The sequence below is a fragment of the Pseudomonas sp. PSB11 genome (assembly GCF_014596605.1).
GTDB lineage: Bacteria > Pseudomonadota > Gammaproteobacteria > Pseudomonadales > Pseudomonadaceae > Aquipseudomonas > Aquipseudomonas umsongensis.
This window is the reverse complement of the sequence record NZ_NOIO01000010.1, coordinates 16,288-39,843: the sequence shown is the minus strand read 5'-3', so window position 1 is coordinate 39,843 and position 23,556 is coordinate 16,288. Positions and strand designations below refer to the sequence as shown.

The 23,556-nt window shown below is 60.8% G+C and carries 14 protein-coding genes; 7 read left to right on the top strand and 7 right to left on the bottom strand.

From position 1 onward, the window contains the following. Positions 1 to 323 precede the first annotated feature (323 nt). Complete coding sequence (locus CGA21_RS14115) at positions 324 to 7,880, top strand: type I polyketide synthase (protein ID WP_188264392.1); 7,557 nt, start codon at positions 324 to 326, stop codon at positions 7,878 to 7,880. Between the two features lie 2 nt (positions 7,881 to 7,882). After that, the gene (locus CGA21_RS14110; RefSeq protein ID WP_188264391.1) at positions 7,883 to 9,232 is read left to right on the top strand and encodes an aminotransferase class I/II-fold pyridoxal phosphate-dependent enzyme; all 1,350 of its coding nucleotides are present in this window, start codon (positions 7,883 to 7,885) and stop codon (positions 9,230 to 9,232) included. Positions 9,233 to 9,666: 434 nt separating this feature from the next. Here the strand turns inward: CGA21_RS14110 and CGA21_RS14105 are convergent, their stop codons facing one another. From CGA21_RS14105 to CGA21_RS14080, 6 genes are read right to left on the bottom strand one after another with little or no spacing between them, the layout of a single operon-like run. Further along, the gene (locus CGA21_RS14105) at positions 9,667 to 11,160 is read right to left on the bottom strand and encodes a capsule biosynthesis protein (protein ID WP_188264390.1); all 1,494 of its coding nucleotides are present in this window, start codon (positions 11,158 to 11,160) and stop codon (positions 9,667 to 9,669) included. Then, a complete protein-coding gene (locus CGA21_RS14100) occupies positions 11,157 to 11,768 on the bottom strand; it encodes a GNAT family N-acetyltransferase (RefSeq protein ID WP_188264389.1) in 612 nt (203 codons plus the stop codon). The genes CGA21_RS14105 and CGA21_RS14100 overlap by 4 nt, the downstream gene beginning before the upstream one ends. Further along, positions 11,758 to 13,266: an LTA synthase family protein gene (locus CGA21_RS14095; RefSeq protein ID WP_223194132.1), complete on the bottom strand. Its 1,509-nt coding sequence runs from the start codon at positions 13,264 to 13,266 to the stop codon at positions 11,758 to 11,760. Before CGA21_RS14095 ends, CGA21_RS14100 begins: the two co-directional genes overlap by 11 nt. Before the next feature lie 4 nt (positions 13,267 to 13,270). Next, positions 13,271 to 14,047, bottom strand: coding sequence for an SDR family NAD(P)-dependent oxidoreductase (locus tag CGA21_RS14090; RefSeq protein WP_188264388.1), 777 nt, complete (start codon positions 14,045 to 14,047; stop codon positions 13,271 to 13,273). Beyond that, positions 14,044 to 15,366 (bottom strand): capsular biosynthesis protein, encoded by a 1,323-nt coding sequence (locus CGA21_RS14085; RefSeq protein WP_223194131.1) that lies wholly within the window; start codon positions 15,364 to 15,366, stop codon positions 14,044 to 14,046. The genes CGA21_RS14090 and CGA21_RS14085 overlap by 4 nt, the downstream gene beginning before the upstream one ends. After that, positions 15,303 to 17,333: a capsular polysaccharide biosynthesis protein gene (locus CGA21_RS14080; RefSeq protein WP_188264387.1), complete on the bottom strand. Its 2,031-nt coding sequence runs from the start codon at positions 17,331 to 17,333 to the stop codon at positions 15,303 to 15,305. Before CGA21_RS14080 ends, CGA21_RS14085 begins: the two co-directional genes overlap by 64 nt. Before the next feature lie 1,148 nt (positions 17,334 to 18,481). Here CGA21_RS14080 and CGA21_RS14075 point away from each other — a divergent pair. Then, entirely contained in the window at positions 18,482 to 18,784 is a 303-nt protein-coding gene (locus CGA21_RS14075) for a DUF6124 family protein (protein WP_188264386.1), read from the top strand. Between the two features lie 73 nt (positions 18,785 to 18,857). Here the strand turns inward: CGA21_RS14075 and CGA21_RS14070 are convergent, their stop codons facing one another. Further along, the gene (locus CGA21_RS14070; RefSeq protein WP_188264385.1) at positions 18,858 to 19,916 is read right to left on the bottom strand and encodes a phosphotransferase; all 1,059 of its coding nucleotides are present in this window, start codon (positions 19,914 to 19,916) and stop codon (positions 18,858 to 18,860) included. 336 nt (positions 19,917 to 20,252) lie between these two features. Between CGA21_RS14070 and CGA21_RS14065 the strand changes: the two genes are divergently transcribed. The 4 genes from CGA21_RS14065 (at position 20,253) to CGA21_RS29955 (ending at position 23,540) form a co-directional block, all read left to right on the top strand. Then, entirely contained in the window at positions 20,253 to 21,047 is a 795-nt protein-coding gene (locus tag CGA21_RS14065) for a S1/P1 nuclease (RefSeq protein WP_188264384.1), read from the top strand. Between the two features lie 34 nt (positions 21,048 to 21,081). Next, on the top strand, positions 21,082 to 22,017 hold the full coding sequence (locus CGA21_RS14060; RefSeq protein WP_188264383.1) for an SIS domain-containing protein: 936 nt from the start codon (positions 21,082 to 21,084) through the stop codon (positions 22,015 to 22,017). A gap of 88 nt (positions 22,018 to 22,105) precedes the next feature. Continuing rightward, complete coding sequence (locus CGA21_RS14055) at positions 22,106 to 23,119, top strand: galactosyltransferase-related protein (protein ID WP_223194130.1); 1,014 nt, start codon at positions 22,106 to 22,108, stop codon at positions 23,117 to 23,119. Next, the gene (locus CGA21_RS29955) at positions 23,112 to 23,540 is read left to right on the top strand and encodes a hypothetical protein (RefSeq protein WP_223194129.1); all 429 of its coding nucleotides are present in this window, start codon (positions 23,112 to 23,114) and stop codon (positions 23,538 to 23,540) included. Before CGA21_RS14055 ends, CGA21_RS29955 begins: the two co-directional genes overlap by 8 nt. Positions 23,541 to 23,556 lie beyond the last annotated feature (16 nt).

Below are 23,556 nucleotides of genomic sequence, written 5' to 3'. Positions count from 1 at the left end.
TTTTTTTGCCGGGCGCAAGGCGTGGATCAAGGCGGGGAATACGACGACGGGTCGCAACGTAACGGTTTGTAAGGGTTTCCCTCGGGGGGCGCTCAGCGTATGATTTTGCGCCCCCGGCGCTGGCGCTTTAGTGGTTCACCCTTGAAGGGGCACTGGAGTCGATGCCGGGCAGAAAAAGTACTCCTAATAATAAATACAGAGTCACTACCCAACGGAATTTAGCAAGTTTCTCAACGTTATGTTGAACCCATGAGGGCGTTCGACACACCCATCGCACGAAGTGATGGCGGGACCGTTGAGAATATAAAAAGGTGGATTAAGTCATGCGTAAAAAAGTTGCAATTATTGGGGCTTCGTTCCGTTTTCCCGGCTCCACTTCCGCAACTTTTTGGCAGAACCTGCTGGAAGGGCACGACTTCATCACGCAGGTCGATCCGTCCCGCTGGTCCCGCGATGCGTTCTACCACCCAGACAAGGCCAACCCTGGCACCGCCTACACCCTGGCGGCCGGTACGCTGGGCGACATCTCTACCTTCGATGCCGGCTTCTTCAGCATTTCTCCGCGCGAAGCGGCGATCATGGACCCCCAACAGCGCCTGTTGCTGGAGCTGGGCTGGGAAGTGTTCGAGAACGCCGGGGTAAAACCCTCGAGCGTGCGCGGCAGCAATTGCGGTGTGTACCTGGGCATTGCCAGTACCGACTATGCGTATCGCCTGTCCCATGACCTGTCGCTGGTGGACGCGTCGACGGCCACGGGCAACACCTTCAGCATCGCGGCCAATCGCCTGTCGTACTTTTATGACCTGCACGGCCCGAGCATGGCGGTCGATACCGCGTGTTCCTCGTCGCTGGTGGCGTTCCACCAGGCTTGCCAGGCCATCCAAAGCGGCGATATCGACCAGGCACTGGCCGGCGGTATCAGCCTGCACCTGCACCCGTTCGGCTTCCTGATCTTCTCCAAGGCCTCGATGCTGTCGCGCAAAGGGCGCTGCAACGTCTTCGACGAAGCGGGCGACGGATATGTGCGTTCCGAAGGGGCAGGGCTGTTTTACCTCAAGGATTACGACAAGGCAGTGGCCGATGGCAACCAGATCCTCGCTGTTGTCGCCGGCAGTGCGGTCAATACCGACGGGCGCAAGTCCGGGTTGACCGTGCCGAGCGCCGATGCGCAGGCGGCCTTGATGACCCAGGCCTACGCCAGCGCCGGGATCTCGCCGGCCGACATCGATTACCTGGAAGCCCACGGCACCGGTACACCGGTGGGCGACCCCATCGAAAGCCGGGCCATCGGCCTGGCGCTGGGCCAGGTACGCGGCGCGGACAAGCCATTGTTGATCGGCTCGGTCAAGAGCAACATCGGTCACCTGGAAGCCGCGTCCGGCGTGGCCGGCTTGATGAAGGCGCTGTACTGCGTCACCGAGCGCCAGGTGCCGGCCACCATCGGCATCAAGAACCTCAATCCGCGTATTCCGTTCGCCGACCTCAACCTCAACGTCGCCACCCGCAACCACGCCCTCAAACCGAGCGGCACGCTGGTGGTGGGGGTGAACTCCTTCGGTTTCGGCGGCGCCAACGCCCACGTCATCCTGCAAAGCCACACGCCGGACGTAACACCGCCGGTTGTCCAGGCAGGCCCGGTGCCGCTGATGGTCACGGCCAAGGACAGCGCCGGCTTGGCGGCCATGGCCGAAAGCATCGCCCAGCACCTGGGTGATCACCCGGCAGACGGTCTGTACGACGTCGCTTACCAGGCCATGCTGCGTCGCGACCTGCATCCGCAGCGCGTGGTGGTGTTCGAGGCCGATCAACAGCAAAGCGCCCAGGCGCTGCTGGATTTCGCCCTTGACCCGGCTGTGTCGGCGTTGAGCTCGGTGGTCGAAAGCGGTCGCGCGCTGGATCAGGCCAAGGGCCCGGTGTTCGTGTACTCCGGCAATGGCTCGCAGTGGCAGGGCATGGGCAAGGCGTTGCTCGCCGATGCGGTGTTCCATGCCGCGGTGACGGAAGTCGATTCGCTGTTCCAGCCACTGTCGGGTTACTCGCTGATCAAAGAACTGGCGGGCGAGTACGGCCAGGAGCGTTATCACCTGACCGAACTGGCCCAGCCGGCGCTGTTCGCGCTGCAAGTGGGCGTGACCCGCATGCTGGAAAGCAAAGGCGTGGTACCGCAGGTGGTGATGGGCCACAGCGTTGGCGAAGTGGCGGCCGCCTGGGCATGTGGCGCCCTGAGCCTTAACGACGCGACCCGCGTGATCTACCACCGCAGTCGCTTGCAGGGGCTGACCGCCGGATCCGGGCAGATGTCCGCCGTGGGCCTGTCAGGCAGTGACACCGCCAACCTGCTGCTGGAGCTGGGCCTGGATGACGTGGTCGTCGCCGGCGAAAACAGCTTCAAGGGCGCCACCGTTGCCGGTTCCCTGGCGGGGCTTGAGCGTCTGGAGCAGGCATTGACCGAGCGTCAGGTGTTCGTGCGCCGTCTTGGCCTGGATTACGCCTTCCACTCGCCGGCCATGAACGTCATCGCCGAACAGGTGGTCGAGGCCTTGCGCGATATCGCGCCGCGCGCCAGCCGCATTCCGATGTATTCCACCGTCACCGGTGGCTTGCTCGATGGCGAACGCCTGGACGCCGAGTACTGGTGGCAGAACATCCGTTTCCCGGTGCTGTTCCAGTCCGCCAGCGAGACCCTGTGCGAGCAGGGCTACAACGTCTTCGTCGAAGTCGGTCCGCACCCGATCCTGCGCAGCTATGTCAGCGATGCCCTGGCGGCACGCGAGCAACAGGGTGTGGTGATCGCCACGCTCAAGCGCCACGACGATGCGCCGCCAATGGTCACCCGCGCGGTGGCCAAGGTGCTGATCAGTGGCGTCGATACCGACCTGGCGTGCCTGTTCCCGAGCACCGGCCGCTTCGTGCGCCTGCCCAACTATGCCTGGCAGCGCGAGCGCCACTGGCACGGCGACACCCCGGAGTCGGCGCGCACGCTGTACCACGATCGGGTGCATCCGCTGCTGGGCCATGCGGTGCCCGGCCACGAGCTGACCTGGGACAATCGCCTGGACACGCAACTGTTCCCGTCCCTGGAAGACCACAAGGTCGGCGACGCCGTGCTGTTCCCCGGTGCCGGTTTCACCGAGCTGGTGCTGGCTGCCGCGCAGTGCCACCAGCCTGGTGAATTCGTCGACATCGAAGAGCTGGAAATCCACAGCCCGCTGGTGCTGCACGCCGAGTCGAGCAAGCGCGTGCGGGTGCAGATCGACAGCAGCGATGGCACCGTGTCGATCGTGTCGCGCAGCACCTCCCAGGAAGAACCCTGGGCCCGCCACGTGGTCGCCCGCCTGCCGGGTGAGGCCCGTGGTGTGCTGCTCAACGAGCCGGCGCCCGTGCTGCCGACCCGTGCCGCGGATTTCACCCGCGCTGAACATTTGCAACTGACCACGGCGGTCGGCCTGAACTACGGTCCGGCCTACCAGGCCATCGAAGCCGGCTGGATCGACGGTGACCAGGTGCTGGCGCAACTCAGCCCACCGAGCGTGATTGAGTCGGAGCTGGCGGCCCTGCACCTGCATCCGGCGTTGCTGGACAGCGCGTTCCAGCTGATCACCCAGTTGCTCAGCCGCGATCCGAAGGCGCGTAACGGCCTGGCATTCATTCCGGTGAAACTGGGGCGCATCAACTTTGCCGCGGGCAGCCTGACACCGTGCCTGGCCAAGGTGCGCCTGGTGCGTCGCTCGGAGCATTCGCTGCTGGCGGATTTCACCCTGTTCGACGCCCAGGGCCGCGCCGTGGTGTGCATCAAGGACGCGCGTTTCCGTGCGGTCAAGCTGCACAAGGATCGCAGCGGCGACCTGAAGCTGGTGGATTTCGCCGGTATCGCCAAACCCTATCCATTGGCCGCCCGCGCGCAATCGCAACCGGGTGCGCCCTTGCACAGCGCCCTGGCGCAAAGCCTGGCGTCGGTGAGCGATGAACCGACCCTGGTGCGTTACAGCCAGGAAGTCGATCCACTGCTCGACAGCCTGTGCGGCAGTTTCGTGCTGGAGGCCATCGCGTCCCTCGGCGGCCAGCTCAGCGCGGCGCAACGGGCGACCTGGCAGGCTGACGCGCAAGGCTTCTCGGGCTATCTGGATCATCTGCTGCAGCAGGCGCTGGACGACGGCAGCCTGGTTGCCAACGGCGATAATTGGCAGCTGGTCGATCAGGGCGAGCAGCCCAGCGCCCAGGACATCTGGCAGGAACTGTTCCGCAGTTATCCCGAGCATTTCCAGATCATTCACTCGGTGGGCCGCATCGGTATCCACCTGCTGGACCTGGTCAGCGGCGCGCTGCAGATCGAAACACTGCTGCCCCGTGAAACCTCGCCCGCGCAACTGGCCCGTCAGGTGCTGGGCGCCAGCGGCTATCACGCCGTGCTGGACGCGATCAAACACCACATCGAACAACGCCTGGCCGTGCTCCCGGCGGGCCAGCGCCTGCGCATCCTCGAGCTCGGCTTCGGCGGTTCGCCTTTCGCCGCGCAACTCTGTGCGCAACTGGACTTCGACCGAGTCGACTACCAGTACAGCGCCGATGACCTGGACCCGGCCAGCCTGCTGCAAGCCGACTTCCCGGACCTGCGCTTGCTCAGCCTGGACGATGCCGCGCAACAGCCGACCGTACCGGCCGCGGGCTTCGACCTGGTGCTGGTCGCCTCCGACCTGGCGCCGCTGCAGGCCATCAGCGCAGGACTGACCCATGGCGCGGCGCGCTTGTCGGCCGGTGGCCAGCTGATGTTGTTGGCGCAGCATCCGGCCCGTTGGGCAGATTTCGTCTTCGGCGCGCAACCTTCGTGGTGGCTGTCCGGGCAGGGGCAGGGCAGCTTGTCGGTGCAACAGCGCCCGGGCTTCTGGCAACAGGAACTGCGTCGTCACGGCCTGAGCGTCGGCGAGGCGCTGGAATTGTGCCCGGGCATGTCCAGCGGCAGCTACCTGTTGGTGGGCGCGGCCGCAGCGGCAGCGGCATTCGAGCCGCAACCACTGCCGGCCCAGCGCTGGTTGCTGGTGGCCGATGAGCAGGGCGCGGAACACGCCTTCGCCCAGCAATTGGCCACCGCCCTGCGCGAGCAAGGGCAAAGTGTTGACTGGCTGGCGCCGGCGTTGGCCCAGGACCTGGCCGAGCAACTGCGCGCCATGGCGGCGCCCCAGCACGTGCTGTTGCTCAGCGGCCTGTTCGGCAGCCAGGGCCTGGATGACCAGGCGCGGCGCTGCATGCTGGCTGCGGCACTGACCCAGGCCTGCGAGCAGGCGGGCATCAGCCCCGATTGCTGGCTGCTGACCCGTGGAGCGGCGGTGCATTTGCTGCCAGCCGCTGCACAGGTCGCAGGGAGCCTGGCATCCGTTGCCGATGCGGCGTTGTGGGGCTTTGGTCGCACCCTGGCCAACGAAGCCGTGGGTTGCCGCGTGCGTCTGCTGGACCTGGCCGAAGGCGTCGGGGTCGACGCGTTGCTGCCGGCCTTGCTGAATGCCGATGACGAAACCGAACTGGCCATCAGTGCCGAAGGTGATCGTTACGTGGCTCGCCTGCGGGTGCGCCCTGATCAGCTGGATGCCAGCGCCCTGCAACAGGCCGCGACCCAGGTCAGCCTCGGTTTCGAACTGCCGGGCCAGTTGCGCAACCTGCGCTGGGAGGCCCACGAGCCGTTGCTGCCGAAGGGCGATGAGCTGGACATCGAGGTCCAGGCCACCGGCCTCAACTTCCGCGACGTCATGTATGCCCTCGGCCTGTTGTCCGACGAAGCCATCGAGAACGGCTTCTCCGGCCCGACCCTGGGTTTTGAATTCGCCGGTGTCGTGCGCGCCAAGGGTGCGCAGGTGCAAGGCGACTTCCAGCCGGGCGACCGGGTGGTCGGCTTTGGTCCATCGAGCTTCGCCAACCGCCTGGTCACCAATGCCAATGCGGTGGCGCGCATCCCCGAGGGCATGTCCTTCGAGGCGGCCGCGACCATCCCGAGCACCTTCTTCACCGTGTACTACGCGCTGCACCACTTGGCACGCCTGGAGCCGGGCGAGAAAATCCTCATCCACGGTGCGGCGGGTGGTGTCGGCATCGCCGCGATCCAGATCGCCAAATGGTGCGGGGCCGAGATCTACGCCACCGCCGGCAGCGACGAAAAACGCGACTTCCTGCGCTTGCTCGGGGTCGAGCACGTGTTCGATTCGCGCTCGCTGGCGTTTGCCGACGAGATCCTGGCGATCACCGCCGGCCGTGGCGTTGATGTAGTGCTCAATTCCCTGGCAGGCGAGGCGATCAACCGCAACCTGCAAGTGCTCAAGCCATTCGGGCGCTTCCTCGAACTGGGCAAGCGCGACTTCTACCAGAACACCAAGATCGGCCTGCGGCCGTTCCGCAACAACATCAGCTACTTTGGCATCGACGCCGACCAACTGATGAGCGAGCGCCCGGACCTGACCCGCCGCCTGTTCGGCGACATGATGCAACTGTTCCGCGACGGCATCCTCAGTCCGTTGCCGTACCGTGAATTCGACGCCAACGATGTGGTCGAGTCGTTCCGCTACATGCAGCAGGCGCGGCAGATCGGCAAGATCGTCGTCACCTACCGCACGCCGATCCAACAGGTGTTCCGTGCGCCGCTGGCACAGGCACCGGCCTTGCAACTCGCCGCCGACGGCACCTACCTGGTGACCGGCGGGCTCAGCGGTTTTGGCCTGCGTACCGCGCAATGGCTGGTCGACAAGGGCGCGCGGCACCTGGCATTGCTCGGCCGTCGCGGCGCGGCCACCGAAGAAGCACAACCGGCGCTGGCGGCTTGGCGCGAGCAGGGCATCGAGGTCCAGGCGCTGGCTTGCGACATTACTGACAGCGCCCAACTGCGCAGCGTGCTGGCCAGCATCGAAGCCTCCAAGGCGCCGCTGCGTGGCGTAGTGCACGCGGCCACCGTGTTTGAAGACGGGCTAGTCCGCAACCTGACCCAGGCGCAATTGCAACGGGTGCTCGAACCCAAGGCCAAGGGCGCGCAATACCTGCACGAACTGACCGCGCACCTGGCGCTGGACTTCTTCGTGCTGTTCTCTTCGGCGACCACTTTGTTCGGCAACCCGGGGCAGGCCAACTACGTGGCGGCCAACCACTGGCTCGAAGCCCTGGCCCGTCATCGCCTGCTGCAAGGCTTGCCGGCCACGGCGGTGCTGTGGGGGGCGATTGACGATGCCGGGTTCCTGGCGCGCAACCAGGACATCAAGAACGCCTTGCAAAGTCGCATGGGCGGCGCGGCCCTGCAGTCGCAAGCGGCCCTCGACACCCTCGAACGCTTGCTGCTGCAACAGCGCTCCGGATTGGGTGTGCTGGAGCTCGACTGGAAAGCCCTGTCGCGCTTCCTGCCGGCGGCGGGTTCGCCGAAGTTCAGTGAACTGGTGCGGCTGCACAGTGGCGAGCAAGAGGAAGAGAGCAATGTCGATGACATCCAGCGCCTGTTGCTGGAGATGAACGACCAGGAACTCACCGAACTGTTCGCCGAAATGCTCAAGCAGGAAATCAGCGAGATCCTGCGCATGCCGACCAGCAAGCTCGACAGCAACCAACCGCTGCAGGAACTGGGGCTCGACTCGTTGATGAGTGTGGAGCTGGTGGTGGCGGTGGAGGAGCGCTTCGGCATTCGCTTGCCGGTGATGGAGCTGAGCGAAACCTCCAGCATCGCCAAATTGACCGTGCGCATTCTTGAACTGCTGCGCGGCAGCCAGGATGCCGAGGCCGCGCCCGTTGCCGAAGACAACCTGCAGGCGCTGACCCTGGCTCGCCACGGCGCCGAATTGTCCGAAGCCGAGCTGGCCCAGGTCCGCCAGGGCGCGCGCGACCCTGAATCTCAACTATCCCGTTTGATCAATTGACTATGACCTCAAAAAGTTCACCAGGGCTTGGCGCTTCGATGAAAGACAAGCTGATCCAGCAAGCCCTGGAACGGCGCCTGCGGCAGACCGGCGACGGCGCGCCGCCAGCCTCGCTGGCGGACGTGAGCCGCCATGCGCGGGCGGTGCCGGAGCAGTTCTACCGCTTCGATCAGCATCCCGGTTATCAACAACTGCGGATCATGCATGACGGCGCGGCGCGCTTTGGCCTGGCCAATCCGTTCTTCAAGTTGCATGAAAGCCTGGCGGGCGCCGAAACGACGATCCAGGGCCAGCGCTTCGTCAACTTCGCCAGCTACAACTACCTGGGTTACTCCGGCCATCCGGTGGTCGCCGAGGCGGCCAAGGCGGCCATCGATCACTACGGCACCTCGGTGTCGGCCAGCCGCCTGGTGTCCGGCGACCGGCCGATCCATCGCGAGCTGGAAGCCGAACTGGCCCGTTTGTACGAGGTGGATGACGCCGTGACCTTCGTCAGTGGGCATGCCACCAACGTCACCACCATCGGCTATCTGTTCGGCCCGCGGGACCTGGTGATCCACGACGAACTTATCCACAACAGTGTGCTGCAAGGCATCCAGTTGTCCGGAGCGCGACGCTTGAGCTTCGCTCACAACGACGTCGAAGCCCTCGATCGTCTGCTGGGCGATCAGCGCCAGCATTTCGAGCGGGTGCTGGTGGTGCTCGAAGGCATCTACAGCATGGACGGCGACTACCCGGACCTGCCGCGTTTCGTCGAGCTGAAGAACCGGCACAAGGTGTTCTTGATGGTCGACGAGGCCCACTCGCTGGGTGTCATGGGGGCCAATGGCAAGGGCATTCGCGAGCACTTCGGCCTGGCGGGCAAAGACGTCGACATCTGGATGGGCACCCTGAGCAAGACCCTGGCCAGCTGCGGCGGCTACATTGCCGGCGAGTCGGCCCTGGTCGAGCACCTGAAGTTCATGGCGCCGGGTTTTCTCTACAGCGTTGGCATGCCGGCCTCGGTGGCGGCGGCGGCACTCGCAGCCTTGCGTTGCATGGCCCACGACGCCGAGCGCGTGGCAACCTTGCAGGCCCGCGGCCAACAGTTCCTCGCCCTGGCCCGCGAGGCGGGGCTGGATACCGGCACCAGTACCGGGCTAGCAGTCATTCCGGTGATCACCGGCAGCTCGGTCAAGGCCACCCAATTGTCCAGCGCCCTGGCCAAACGCGGGATCAACGCCCAACCCATCCTGCACCCGGCCGTCCCGGAGAAAGCTGCGCGCGTGCGTTTCTTCGTTTCGTGCCTGCACACCCCCGAACAAATCGCCGAAACCGTGGCCATCGTTGCGCAGGAACTGCAGAAGCTGTAACGCTGCACCCTGCGCTCGCGGCTGTACCCGATCTACTGTGGGAGCGAGCCTGCTCGCGAAGGCGTCCTGGCAGTCGACCTGATTGCAGACTTGTCCGCGATCCCTGTAGGAGCGAGCATGCTCGCGATGAACCAGAGAACACCGCGGGCTACCAGGTACCCCGCGTCATCGTTGACGACCATCGTCGGAACGCCGCCCGGAGCATGCTCGCTCCTACAGGTCCCGCCGCACTCCGATCGAGGGGGCAAGAAGATCAAAAGGCAAAGCGAGGCGGCCCGATCGGGAGCCGTACGCACTTCCCTCTGTAGGAGCCGGCTTGCTGGCGAAGGCGGCCTTATAGCCGACCAGCCAGTCACGGCTATGCCCAATCCAATGTAGGAGCGAGCATGCTCGCGATGAACCAGAGAACACCGCGGGCTACCAGGCACCCCGCGTCATCGTTGACGACCATCGCGACGGTGCGACGATTCGACATGCTCGCTCCTACAGTGCTCGCCGCGTACGAACATCCCCTTGAGGTACCGCCGAATCTGTCGATAACGTGCGCAGCTCTCGAGCAATCCGGCTTTGGGGCGGGCGTTGTGTGCCTGGGCCTGTTGCGGGCTGCAAGGCAGACCACGTATCTGCGCCAGGGGTTGTTCACCCCCGCACGGCAACTGCAGCACACCCGGGCGGATCCGCCACATTGTCACGCCATGGGCCTCGGCACGGGCTTGCAGCTCACCCGATTCACAGGCATGCCACACCAACAGCTTCCCCGTTTCGCGAGCCACAGTCGGGATCAATCCGGCGTTGTCGCGGGCGAAGGTCAAGCGACCCCAGCGGCTATTCAATAATCTACGCAACGCCGACCGCTCGCGCCGAGGCACGCCAACCACCGTCACGCTACCGGCAAACAGACTGTCCTGCTGCTTCTGCCGCGCCAGTTGCCGGGCCACGGTCATCACGTCGCAGCGCTGGTCGGTTAGGGGGTCGACGTAACGGCAATAGCGGATATACGCCGCCGCCACCAACTGCTCCAGGGTCGGGCGTGCCTGGCGACGGGGGATGGCCAGGCGGTCATCGGTCAAGCCCCAGCCGGCATAGAACGGCAGTCCGAAACAGGTCACCGGGATGCCCTGGATCAACGCCTCAAGCCCGGCCTGGCTGGTGCCCACATACACCCGTTGGGCCCGGCGCGCCAGGGAAGCCCAGGACACATGACGACTCTCCAGTACCAAGCCGCGTTCGCGCGCGGCATCGAGCAGGCAGCTTTTCTTGTGGCCGTTGACGCAGTCCGGGTGAATCCGCACCCGCACATCCGCCTCGGGATTTTCCGCCAGCGCCGCGTCGAGCATGCGAATAAAGTCCGCTTCACACAGCCCGCCACCGGGAATCGAAAAGTCGCCGTAGGTCTGGTCCACCACCAGCACCAACGGCCGCTCACGCCCCAGCGGATCGTCATCGCTCAGGTCCGGCGCATTGTTGTATTTGCCGATGCCGCTGCTGCGCATCAGCGCAATCAACTCCCGCGCGGTGGCCAAATCTGCATCGTTCAGGGTGTGCGGCACCTGCAGGATGTTTTCCAGCAGCGACGGCCGATCGGCCAGGTAGTGAATGCCGATCGGATCGACCACCATCGACATCGGCGTATCGCCTTCCACCCCCAGCGACGAAGAACGCAAAAAGCCGTCCTCCAGTGCCACATAGGGAATCCCCCAGCGCTTGCACAACACCCGGGCATGGTCCGACGAGCTTTTGTAGCCGATCCCGGAAATCGCCTTCAACCCCGCCGGCCGCTGTCGACCGCGTCGCCACAGCCATTGCGGCGTTCCTTCAGGGTCAAGAAACTCGCCCAGGTGAAAGACTTTCCACATCACCCATTGCGACATGATCCCCACCCAGCCGGGACCTTCAACCAGGGACTCAAGGGCGACGGGTCGATTCATTTCGGGGGCACTCGTGAAAGGGGCGACAACGTGCGACGCAGATTGATGACAGTGGGAATCGGCACCAGGCGGCTGAGCCAGCTCATGGTGCGTATCGACACAAAACCTTGGTGGGCATAGAACGCCCGGGCGGCGAGGTTTTTCGCTTGCACTTCCAGCTCGACTTTTCCCTGCCCGCAGCCCAAGGCCTGCTCGCACACGGCCTGCAGCAAGGCACTGGCGACGCCCTGGCGGCGGGCGACTTTACGCACGCGCAAGCCATACAGGTAAAACCCGTAGTACCACTCGCGACACTCGCTGATCATGAACAACCCGTAGCGCAGCGAGCCCCCCAGCCAGCCGAACTCACGCACGAACGGCGCGGGGCCAGGTGAAAAAGGACCGCGTCGATGGTGTTTGAACGCCGCGTAACCGATAGCGCCTTCACTGCGATAGGCAATCAACACCCGATCCCAATTGATCCCGTCCGCCAACAGGCGATGACGACATTCTTCATCGCCAAGGATGAACGCCAGCGAGCCGCGCCCCGAGGTGATCCAGCGTGCAATCGCAGGTTCGCGCTGCGAAAGGCTGGAAGCCAGGACGATCTGCACGGGTTCACGCTGCATCGCCTACCGACGCCAGGTGATCGATAAACGTCTTGGCCAAATGCTCGACCCCCATATCCATGGGAGCACAGGCGCTTCGCACGCGATTGGACCAGATGAAATACTCGGTATTTCCATCTGGCTCACCCAGGGCGCCATACACGTCGGGCAGGATCGGCACATGGTCACCGAAGAAACACAGCCCGGCCGGCGTATCGCGGGCCAGCAAGTGCTCGCGCAACTGGCCGAGCATGCGGTCGGCATTAGCCAGGTGGCGCACATACGGCGCCAGGTCGCGCAGGCCTTCAGCCAGGGGACGGTCAAACCACTGCGCAAGATCAGTCGCCTCGACGTTTTCCAGGTGCAACGGCCCATGGTTCTCCATGGTGATGGCATGGATGTACAACGGCTGCGTGCGACCCGGCGCATCGAGCAATTCTCGGATCTTGTCGGCCACGGCGCAGTCACCGATAAACGGACCGGCCTTCTGCTGCGCGGTGAAACTGCGCACGTCGATGAACTCGTCGAAGCCCAGCGCCGGCAGCACCTTGTCGCGACCATAGAAACTGCCCACATAAGGGTGCACGCACACCGTGCGATACCCTCGGCGCTTGAGTTCCAGCGCGACACTGGCAACCCCCTGGCGCGCCAGGTGGCGATAGGGATTGAAGTGATGGACGCCGAGCTGGTCGACCTTGATCCCGGTCAGGAAGGCGAACTCGGTCCGCACCGTATTCGCACCCCAGGCCGCCACTTGCAAACGGCCCTGGGCCAGCGCTTCACCCCGCAAGGTATCGAACTGTTCGAGGACCTGCCCACGCACGCCGGGCCAAAGCCTGCGCGCATCGAAAAACGATTCGCTCTGCACCGACACCAGGTCCGCCAGGGTGGCATCGGCCATGGGGCGTGCTTCCTCGCCAAGGAACGGCGAGTTCAAAGACGCCAGCGCCACCGGACGCCGGGCGGCAAAAAAGTACGTCCACAAACTGGCCGCCAAGCCCCAACGACCCAGGTCCAGGCCAGCGTCGAAGGTGGGCTTCAGGGGCTTGAAGCCACCCAGCCAGAGCAGCGCCAACCCCCCGAGCAAGGTGCCCGTTGCCTCGGCGTGGGCATTGGCGCCGACCGGCTCGAAATACAGCCCACAGCCCAGGTAGACCACAAACAGCAACGCCAGGCCAATCGCCTTGCCGATGCCGAAAAACGGCAGGTACAGGCGCGGAAAACGCACCGCATCGCTGAAGTATTCGAAGTCGGCGCACACGAAGGGCTCGCGCAGCGAATGATATTTGGCGTTGCTTACCAACACGATCAACAACCACAGGGCCAACACGTTTACCGCGCTGAACCACGCGCGGCCGGTGATCAGGTACAGCAAGCCGACGGCGAACGCCCAGGCACCGGCGTGCAACGCCCAGGCGCGCAGCGGGCGACGCCAGCCGGGGCAGGGCACCAACAGTCTTTCGAACCCGCACGACAACAGAAAACCGACTACTACCACCCAGCCAAACGCACTACTCAACACATCAGGCACCGTAATCCAGCCACCGCAAAATGATCGACGACAGCCGTGGCGGAATGACTCCCAATGCCCAGCATCCAAGGTTCAGCGGGAACGGAAAACTGATCCGCGCCTGGTTCGCCGCCAGGCCGCTGCGAATCCTGCGCGCGGCTTTGTCCGGTGCCCAGAGCAAGGGTTTGGGCCCGGGCATCTCAAAGCACATCTTCGATTCGACGTAGCCAGGCATGATCACGTTGATCTTCACCCCGTCCACCGCCACCAGGTCGCGCATGGCTTCGCCGTAGGCCTTGATCGCCGCCTTGCTCGCGCTGTAGCTCGGCGTGGCGGGCAACCCACGCCAGCCGGCCAGCGAACTGAACAGGGCGATCTGCCCGGATTTGCGCGCGCGCATGAACGGCAATGCGGCCTGCACCGTAGCCAACGCCGCCAACACATTGATCTCGATCAGCGCCTGGGACAGCGCCCAGACTTCGCCCTCGCCATTGTCGCCTGCGGAGGTGTTGACCCCGGCGCCGACGATGATCAGGTCCGGCGCCTCCCTCTCGCTGATCTCACTGATCCAGCGGCGCAAGGCTTCCAGGTCCTGGACGTCGAGCGGCTGCAGCAACACCCGCGCACCGAGGGCGCGGCACTGCGCGGCCATTTCTTCCAGGCGATCCAGGCGCCGGCCTTGCAGGATCAGGGTCACCCCCGGCGCCGCATACGCAGGCGCCAGGGCACCACCGATGCCGCCAGTGGCGCCGGTGATGAGAATGCAGCGTGGAGACTTGTGCAGCGTCATAGGTACTGTTCGATCTTCGAGGTTTTCGCCATCAACACTTCCAGGGAATTGTTCACCGCCATGTCAATGCCACAGCGGGTATAGAAGCCGCCGTTGACCTGCGTGGTGTGAATGACCGTGCTGCGAAAGCGTTGAAACAGCGTGGAGTCAGGGGGTTCCGGATGGTCCCAGAACGCGTCGAGGCCGCCTTGGTGGGTCAGCCCCTTGAGGTTGTAGATCGGGTCACTGAGGGCGATGGTCGGCACGTTGTGCATCAGCGACGAACCGCCCACGGTACTGTTGACCGTGACCACGCCGGCCACGTGCGACAACAGCGTCGGCATGTGCGCGCTCTCGAGGAAGTCCACGCGATCTTCGATGCCCAGCTTGTGGGCAATGCGCCGGGTGATGCGCTGGTAATTGACGATACCGGGCGTCAGCGGATGGTTCTTCACCACCAGCCGCGCATCGCTGCCGGCATGGCGGGCGAACGAGCCCATCACGTGCTTGAGCACATCCTTCATGTGGCGGAACGGCGAGTGATCGCGGATCTGCGCATCGCTGTCCAACTGCAAGGGCAGCAGGAAGGTGCGGTGGCGATTGCGCGCCACCTCGCTGATCACCTCGGAATCGCGACCCTTGGCACTCAACAGCCGAATGCCCTGGCGAATGTAGCCCGCATACTCCACCGCCGCGTTGAACGGCGCGTGGGTCTTGTAATGGGGAAACACCACTTTGTTCAGCGCGCCACCGACGTGATACATCACATCGTGCAGCGCCCGGGAGGCAAACGACAGGCGAAACTCATTGCCGTTGTGATAACGCGGAATGTACTTGCCCACCTCGCGATACCACTCCGGATCCCGGGGCAGCAGCGAGTGATTGTTCACACCGTTGCGCTCAAGGGTGATCCAGTACGGCCGGAAGTAACCTTCCTCGAACACGTGCACACGAATCCCCAGCGACTTGGCCAGCGTCACCGCCGGTTGATGCACCGGCCGGCAATCGCCGAACAGCACCACGTCGGTGATGTGCTCCGTCTTGAAGCAGTGGCTGTAGAAATCCGCCAACTGCTCGGGTCGCGCCGAGTAATACACCCGCGCACCGCTGCCATACAGGGTATCGCCCATGTTGAAACTGACGGACTTGACCTGCTGTCCCTCGTTTCGCAGGGCTTGCGCCAGGCGCGCAAAAAACGGCGAACTGACGCCCTGCAAGAACAGGAACGAGTTGCGCGGCTTCACCGGCACCGGTCGCAGGGAGCGCTGCTTGGGAATCAGGATTGCCTGAGGCGTGGTTTCAAAACCGTAAGGAGCAAACGCCGAATCATCTCTCGCCATGTTGGAGTTCTTCCTTGCGTTGGTACTTCATCCCAGTTCTGGATCTCGATAAGCGTGCGTTCAGGGGTGGTAAATTTTCGGGTGATGCGGCTGACATAAGTTGGGTAGCGGATCAGCGTTGCGGCCACCAGCTCGTCGAGGCTCAGGCGCCGGGTGCGTCGCGCCTGAACGTCCGGGCTCAGGTCGCGATCCTCGGTCAATCCCCAGCCGGCATAGAACGGCTGGCCATACGTGGTCACTGGCACGCCGCGCAACAAAGCTTCGAAGCCCGATTGCGAAGTCAGCACATGCACCTCGTCGACCTCGGACAACAGCGAGTGGAAAGGCACATCGCCCACCACCTGGTTGCACCAGTCGCTGGTGCGTTCTTCGTCTACGCCGGCCTCGCGTGTGCCGGCCAGTACTTCGGGGTGCGGCTTGTACAACAGCCACGCCATCGGATGACGCTCGCGCACCGCCTTGAGCAAATCCAGGTTGCGGCGGATCCGGTGCGCGCCATAACGAATCGACGCATCGGACTCCACCTGGCCCGGCACCAGAATCACCCGCTCGACACCGGCCGGGCGTTTCCACGGCGTACCAGGCAAGTTGTACTTGGTCACGCCGGCCGCGCAGATCGCTTCCCGCAAGGCCGCCGCCCGCTGCAACAAGCCCGGTGCACAAGGCTCGTTTTGCAATATGTGTTCCAGACGCGAAGGGCGGGTGGCGTCGTAGTAAATGCCCAGGTCGTCGAACACCCAGGACAGGGGGCGGGTTTTCTTAGCGCCCAGGCCGACGGAGCGCAGGAAGCCGTCTTCGACGCGGCCGAGGTGCCGACCCGATTTCCCGGACAGAGGCATATCGTGCTGGCAACCCCAGGTGATCACCGGAGCAGCCACACGACGACGGGAGAAACGCCCGAGAAACCGGATGGACGAACCATTGAAAAAGTCCTGCACCAACGGCTGCTTCCACTTGCTGAAGCCGACCATTTGCAAGTCATGGGGCAATCGACTGCGCATCCGTCGCTGCAAACCCAACCACGCCAGCACCGTCTCAACCTGGCACGGCGCGCCCGTCTCCGGGTCGACATAACGCGGGTATTCCACCAGCGCGGCATGCAGCAACTGCTCGAGCTTGACTGGCTGACGTCGCTCAGGGGCGGGCAACGCATCAACGGTCAAACCCCAACCGGCATAGAACGGCATGCCAAAAGTGTGCACCGGCACGTCCCACAACAGGGCATCGAAGCCCAGTTGCGAGGTCATGACGTACACCGCCTGAACGGCCGACAGCAGCTCCGCCGGATGCACGTTTTTGCTGATCAGATGAATTCGTGGATGCTTGCGCAGCGTCGCCAGATCAAAGTGCCCCTGCTTGCGCCCGGCCACCACATCCGGGTGAACCTTGACCACCACCGTACATTGCGGGTGACGGGCCAGCGCGACCTCGAGCATGTGCTCGAAATCCGCGGCGCTGGCGCCTTGCAGCGAAGCATCGCCCCGCGTCTGATCAGCGACCAGCACGCAAGGCTGCGGCAATACACAGGTTTCGATCCGCGCACCGTTGTACTTCGAAACGCGTTCTTCGCACCAGCTCGCTTGCAAGGCGCGGGCACGATCGGACTGCGCCAGCGTCAGCGGCTGCGCAATCAATTGTTCCAGGCGAGAAGGGGCGGTGGCGTCGTAATAGATGCCCAGCGGGTCGACGATCAGCGACAACGGCGGGTCTTCAGCACCCAGGCCCACGGAGCGCAAAAAACCGTCTTCGACCGTGATCAGCGGCAACCCGGCAGCATCGGCTGCTTCCTTGGCACGCAACGCACTGGGCTTGCGCCCCCACGCCAACACATCCTCGGCCCGGGCAATGTCGCCCACCGTTCCACACAGCAGCCGATACTCAGGCAGCAGCGCGGGGAGGGTAGGGATTTGTTGCGCACCCTTAGACAGAATCAGCAAAGAGCGACGCGGTGGAGCAGCATTGTCCATAAAAAACAGCGGATATCCATATCGGGCGCAATCATCACTCAGGCGCGCATCAGTGCGAGTGCCTGGAGGAAATGCTCAATGAGATTTGGCGCGAATGATAATACAAACGTATGGTAGCCATTCATAAAAGTAGGAAAAATCTGACGATTTTTTCACATAATTCGACATTTCCCACCCTACCTTCAGCCCCCGCTATTCAACGGCCCGATGAGCGGCATTCGCAGCGTTCACAGGGCGATTGACAACCATAAAAAAACCAATCTTCAACCCTGTAGGAGCTGGTTTGCCAGCGAAGACGCCAGCACGTCCAATACAGGTGTTCTCGTATCTGCGCCCAATGACGCGATGACAGGGTTCAAGATATAAGGCCGGTTCAAGGTAACCGCTCAGTGGATCAATGACGGATCTAATGGGCGGACAGGTCGACTGAGGCAGTGGACGAAGGCTTCGGCGTGCTAGCGTGATCACGCTGTCGAGGCCTTGCCGCTGGCTGTATGCAAGGCGTACGTGCGTGATTTGAATCGACAGGATTTTCGGGCGAGTAATACAGGTCGTCTTCGTCATCTCGTAGGTGGCAATACCACCCATACAGCGATGCCACGAGGGTGACAACGATCACGGCTATGAGGATGAAGATTAGATAACGCATCGTACTCGGCTGCCTTTAATGGTGCGAGTGTATGGTTGAGATGCGTCCTTGCTTGTAAGCGAATTTAAGCCACTTGGAGAAACGGCTGTATATAGGGTAAAGCCCTACATACCGAGTTTTTTCCCTTAGATGTAGGAGCTGGCTTGCCAGCGAAGAGGCCCACCCAGTCAACCCATTTCGCCCAGATTCACACATCCTCCGAAGAAACCTCCGACAACCCTTTCAGGTTGTCCCTCGGAAGCGGCATCTCTAGCCTTTGTCCGCCGCTGTCAAATCAGCGGCCGGGACTGGAAACCTCGAAGTGTAAACGGCGCCAAAGCGCCCCTCATAACGTATGATTGCGCGCTTTTAATGTGTGCACTCCGTTATGGCGGCTGTGCGCGGGAGACCTCTGTGTCTACCGGGTTGCCGTTTGCCCGTGTTTCCAGCCTGCGTACAGCTGCCACCCCTTCGCCTGGAAACGGATGGGGCAGCTTCAATCACCAGACGGAGTTCCAAAATGCCCAAACCTTCCCCCAATCCCCCCGAATCAGAAATCGACCCGCATCTCAAACCCGCGATCCTCAAATCCCACGCGCCCCACAATCCAAGCACGATGTTCTACATCGCCCCAGGCATCGACACCGAAACACTTCTTGCCCACGCCTGCGAATCCCTGGCGTCCGCCAGTGTCATGGCCAGTGATTTCGCAACATTCGTGGATGGGCCGCAGCGCAGCATGTTGTTGGGCATACAGCAGGTGATCATGCTGGCCGATATGGCGGTGAATCGGGCGCTGGATAATCTCGATCCGCAAGGATAATTGCGGTCGGCTCGGCACAAGCATTGTTAAATTGAGGAAGGCCGCGTGGCGTCGGAGCGCCCTTGCGCTTGGCCTAACCCTTCGCCATCGAGGGCAGCGCTAGCAAGTACTCATATTTTTCATGCAGCAGGTCGAGCTTGCCCCGTTGCTGGTAGTCGGCAATGGTCTTGGGGCGTAAGAAATGCCATAGCGCGTTCTGCAGGAAAAAGTAGTCCATATTGTGCAAGGCGCTCTGCGCATCGAAGCGCTCGTCCAGTGCAGCGAGATAGGAGCGTAAAAAGTACATGCGGATTTTCATGAAGCGCGCCATGTCTTCCTGACGAAAAATCGCACTCAGGTACGCGCCGCCATCAAAGCCGATCCGGCCAACTTTCACCTCACTCCAGTCGATCATCTGAAAGCCTTCGCGAGAAGAAAAGAAATTCTTGGCCAGGTAATCCATGTGACAAAAGCAACGTTGGCTATTAAAGGCGCGGGCTTTTGCCAGATTCAGCTCGGGTTGCAGGCTTAATAACCGCTCCTTCAGACCATGAAAACGTGCATCGTCAGCGGGCAGTTCGCTAAGGGACGGCAGGTAACGCACAAAATTGAAGCGCCAACGCAACAGATACCACGGACGAAAAAAATCCATTTCCCAAAACCGATAGCGCTGTAGCCAGTTTTTGGGCTGCAAATGCAGGTTCGATAGATTTTCTATTTCTGCAATACCTTGACCAATTTGCGTGGCGATTTTGCCCATGCGTGGGGCTTTTCCCCGGACAAAGCGCGTGAAGATGAAGCTTTCCCATGGTGTTTCGATCACCCCTAGGCATTGAGGGTGACGGAAGTGAGTACTGTCGGCCAGCACGTCGCCCTCGCGATGAAAGCGCGATTCCAGGCTAGAAATGCCGAGCAATTTTCGAATGGATTTTTCTACTATATCCAGCGTGACGCCAGTCTGTAGATGAGTCAGACGGTGATGGTGGACATGCTTGACAAACGAGGCATTGGACTCAAGATCCTGAGTGGTAATGCTGTATTCGTCCAGCGCGTACCCAAGCACATGACTCAAGCGTTTTTTCAGGCTGGCTTGGCTCCACCAGAAGACATTTTTACGATCAAATATTCTTTGTTTCTTTGATTCGGTATTCATGGGGTCCAACTGTCAACAACCGCTCGAATTTTGATCGGATAACGTCGGGCGTGGCTAGAAAAAGTCTGTACTCAAAATGTGTCATAGCCGATCAAACGAGGCGCGATATTACGGACTCTGCCTACGGATTGCCATTGTGAGGGGCTGTCGGTCACTGAGGAGGCGATTATTCCTACTCGCTCATCCGAAAACGGCAACATCAAAGTTCCATGCCGTCGGCTCAACCGTTAACATACGCGCCTCTAAAATCAAGGATCGATCGCTGCCTTTATGAATCGGCCCGCTGGCAAGCTAATTACCTCGTCGATTCAGCGTAGTGGTACAGGGAGGTCACCGTTGAAAATCAAGTTCATCGCTTTAACCTTCCTCTCTCTTCATGCGTCAAGCGTATTGGCTTGGGGCATTGACGGGCATAAAACAGTCGCCCTGATCGCCGAATCCAGGCTGGATGCGGTTGCGCAAAGCGAGGTGCGACAGCTATTGGCTCTGGAAGGGGGGAGCAGTCTGGCAGACGTCGCCTCCTGGGCAGATCAGATAAAGGGCACGGAGCCGGGATTGATCAGCCACGCTGTGCGTATTCCATTTAATGCAACGGCCTTTGACCTGGAACGTGACTGCGGTCGTAAAGGCAAGTGCATTGTTTATGGAATAGAGCGATATGAAGCCATCCTTGGTCAGAAAGACGCGCCGGCAGCAGACCGATTGAGGGCACTGAAATTCGTGGTGCACTATGTAGGCGATATCCATCAGCCCTTGCACGCCATTAAGGAGACCGGTGGTGGGAAGGTCCAGCTTGGAAAGCGTGACTACACGCTTCATAAAGTATGGGACACCATTTCAGTCCGATCGCTGAAAATGCCGCCTGCCGGACTGGCGTCTTATCTTTTGGCCGGCAATCCAACTGTTTCCCAGCGTACGCCCGAGGAGTGGGCAATGGAGAGCCATGAGATTGCCAAGAACTATATCTATGGCGGCGACATACTACGCGCCGACTCGACGATGAAGATGGCTTTGCCAAAGCGTTACTTGAAGGACATCTCTCCGGTCGTCAAAACCAGACTGACTGATGCCGGACTTCGGCTGGGCAATTTACTGAACCGAGTGTTGGACGCTCCGCACACATCTATCTAGGCGTACCACTTAATCAAGGACCATTGGCTTTCCCATGAATCACCTTCCAATTGCAAAAGACGCACTCAACGCCCAGTCGCAAGCCATCAGCCAACTCGCAGCACGCCTAGATGATGAGTTTCAGCGTGCAGTGGAGCTCATACTGGGTTGCAAGGGCCGCGCGGCAGTCTGCGGCATGGGTAAATCCGGTCTGATCGGGCAGAAAATGGTCGCCACTTTTGCCTCTACGGGTACGCCGAGTCTTTTCCTGCATCCGGCTGAAGCCTTTCATGGTGATCTAGGCATGCTCAAGCCAAGTGATGTGCTGATCCTGATCTCCTACAGTGGCGAAACCGAAGAAGTCGTCAAACTGATCCCGAGCCTGAAGTCGTTCGGTAATAAAATCATCGCCATGACCGGTAACGGCCAATCCACCCTGGCCAAGCATGCCGATATCTGGCTCGACATTTCCGTAGAACGTGAGGTTTGCCCGAACAACCTGGCTCCGACGACTTCGACGCTCGCCACCATGGCCATGGGAGACGCGCTTGCTGTTGCGTTGATCGCTGCGCTCGATTTCAAGCCGATGGACTTCGCTCGCTACCACCCCGGGGGCAGTCTTGGCCGCAAGCTCCTGACGCGCGTCAGTGACGTGATGCACAGCAACATCCCTAAGGTGACTCGCAACACCTCATTCCACAACTGCCTGCTGGTTATGACATCAAGCCGCCTGGGGCTTGCCTTGGTGATGGAAGACGAAAAACTCGTCGGCATCGTCACCGATGGCGATCTACGTCGAGCCTTGCTGGACAATCCGGGGGTCGTCAATGAAAACGTCGAAACGTTCCTGACTTCAAATCCGCACACGGTGAAAGCGTCTGCACAATTGTCCGAAGCCGAGGCTTATATGCTGGATCACAAGATCCGTGCCTTGCCGGTTACGGATGACGACAGCGGTGAAGTAGTTGGGGTTGTCGAGATTTTTGACTGAAGCGAATGACACTAGCCCTGTTCACTGCGCTTACGAGGTATGGGGTTTGGATTTTAGTCGGTCAAGCAAGACCATTGAGTGTTGAACATTGTTTGAGATAACCAAACCTAATATCACAGCCATAGTGCCGCTTGATTTGGTGCATCGCCCCTTGGATATCATCTCCAAGGCGCGTCAGATGGCCAAAGCTGCAAAGCGCTCTAACGTCAAAATTATCTTTGCTCACAATGATCGTGGAATGTGGGTAGACAGGCTGTTCAGGCTCGTCATCGGCAAATGCGACGCTGCAGTCACCATCTCAAAGCGTTTCTATACGGGAAACGTGAACGCGGCACTGCTTCGTAACGAAGCATTCAAACATGTTGAAGATGAATATCTGACCCTATTGGACGTAGATATCTGGCCTGATTTCTCGCTCATAGAAAAATACAGGCTCAAGGTGGTAGCACACGAACGACCGTTTTACATGCTCCCCTGCCTCTATCTTACAAAGAAAGGCTCCAACGACCTGATTCGCGCAAAGATTGATATCAATCAGCTCACTCAACGCTTTTTTAGTTTTTCAAGAAAAGAGTTTCTACACTTGGCGAGCCCTTCGTCAGTAATGGTAATGCGTAGCAAAGACTACTCAATACTTGAGGGATTCAATGAGGCTTTCTCCGGGCATGGCTATGAAGACTTCGACTTCATGATGCGTCTGGCAGCGCTTCATGGCGACCTAGATAAAGCTCCTGACATGCTGGTCGATAGAACTGCAAGATCTCCGCTCTTCGCTCGCGGGTTTCGGCGGTATCTTGGTGAGAGTTGCTTTGATGCACTCTTGGAAAGAGATTTGGCGTTCCATATTTTTCATGAGCGGCCGGATGTTGAGGGCTATCAAGCAGCGAGAAAGAAAAATTACGAACTATTTGTCTCACTCCATGAAGGCAAGGTGTCAGGAAAAGTAATTGGTGATCCGACCTTGATATCAAGTTTCGCCCGCTTTTGTGCGGAAAAAAATCTTGAGGTAAGTGAATACGGAATTCTGTTTGATAACAAGCCAGGTCATGTCGATAGATTCGACACGTTTCGGCGGCGATTAAGGTTTTTATTAAATGAGTAAAGCTCGACGGTTCAAAAAACTCCGAAAATTCATCAAGGACCCTGATCTGTTTTTTTATGACATGTTTAGAAAGCGTGTCTTCAAAAAAGCAGAGAAAACAGTTCGAAAAATAGAGATCCCAATATCGTCTGCTGCTGTCGATCTTGATGTAGTGAAAAAGATAGGCTTGCAGGAGTATTTGCGCAAGACAATGGGTGCAGGGTATGGGGTGGAAGATGGTAGTAACAAAAACAGCCTGTTGATCTGGTCTGGTAATCTATATGCCTTGCTTGACGTTGTGAGTCTCTTGAAAGATTCACTGGCAATGAGTGTCACTCTCTATACATTGGGGGGCACTACAGTTCTACGTTCGGTACCGGAGAAAGGTTTGATGTCCAGGTTGTTGGGGGGGAATTGGGGGGGCGACCAGATTTTGTATTAGAACTTGGCAATAAGTC

Coding starts and splice junctions, on each gene's coding strand:
- CGA21_RS14110 (WP_188264391.1), top strand. CDS start 7,883: ATGACCTCAAAAAGTTCACCAGGGCTTGGCGCTTCGATGAAAGACAAG.
- CGA21_RS14115 (WP_188264392.1), top strand. CDS start 324: ATGCGTAAAAAAGTTGCAATTATTGGGGCTTCGTTCCGTTTTCCCGGC.
- CGA21_RS14100 (WP_188264389.1), bottom strand. CDS start 11,768: ATGCAGCGTGAACCCGTGCAGATCGTCCTGGCTTCCAGCCTTTCGCAG.
- CGA21_RS14080 (WP_188264387.1), bottom strand. CDS start 17,333: ATGGACAATGCTGCTCCACCGCGTCGCTCTTTGCTGATTCTGTCTAAG.
- CGA21_RS14085 (WP_223194131.1), bottom strand. CDS start 15,366: ATGGCGAGAGATGATTCGGCGTTTGCTCCTTACGGTTTTGAAACCACG.
- CGA21_RS14090 (WP_188264388.1), bottom strand. CDS start 14,047: ATGACGCTGCACAAGTCTCCACGCTGCATTCTCATCACCGGCGCCACT.
- CGA21_RS29955 (WP_223194129.1), top strand. CDS start 23,112: ATGAGTAAAGCTCGACGGTTCAAAAAACTCCGAAAATTCATCAAGGAC.
- CGA21_RS14105 (WP_188264390.1), bottom strand. CDS start 11,160: ATGAATCGACCCGTCGCCCTTGAGTCCCTGGTTGAAGGTCCCGGCTGG.
- CGA21_RS14075 (WP_188264386.1), top strand. CDS start 18,482: ATGCCCAAACCTTCCCCCAATCCCCCCGAATCAGAAATCGACCCGCAT.
- CGA21_RS14070 (WP_188264385.1), bottom strand. CDS start 19,916: ATGAATACCGAATCAAAGAAACAAAGAATATTTGATCGTAAAAATGTC.
- CGA21_RS14060 (WP_188264383.1), top strand. CDS start 21,082: ATGAATCACCTTCCAATTGCAAAAGACGCACTCAACGCCCAGTCGCAA.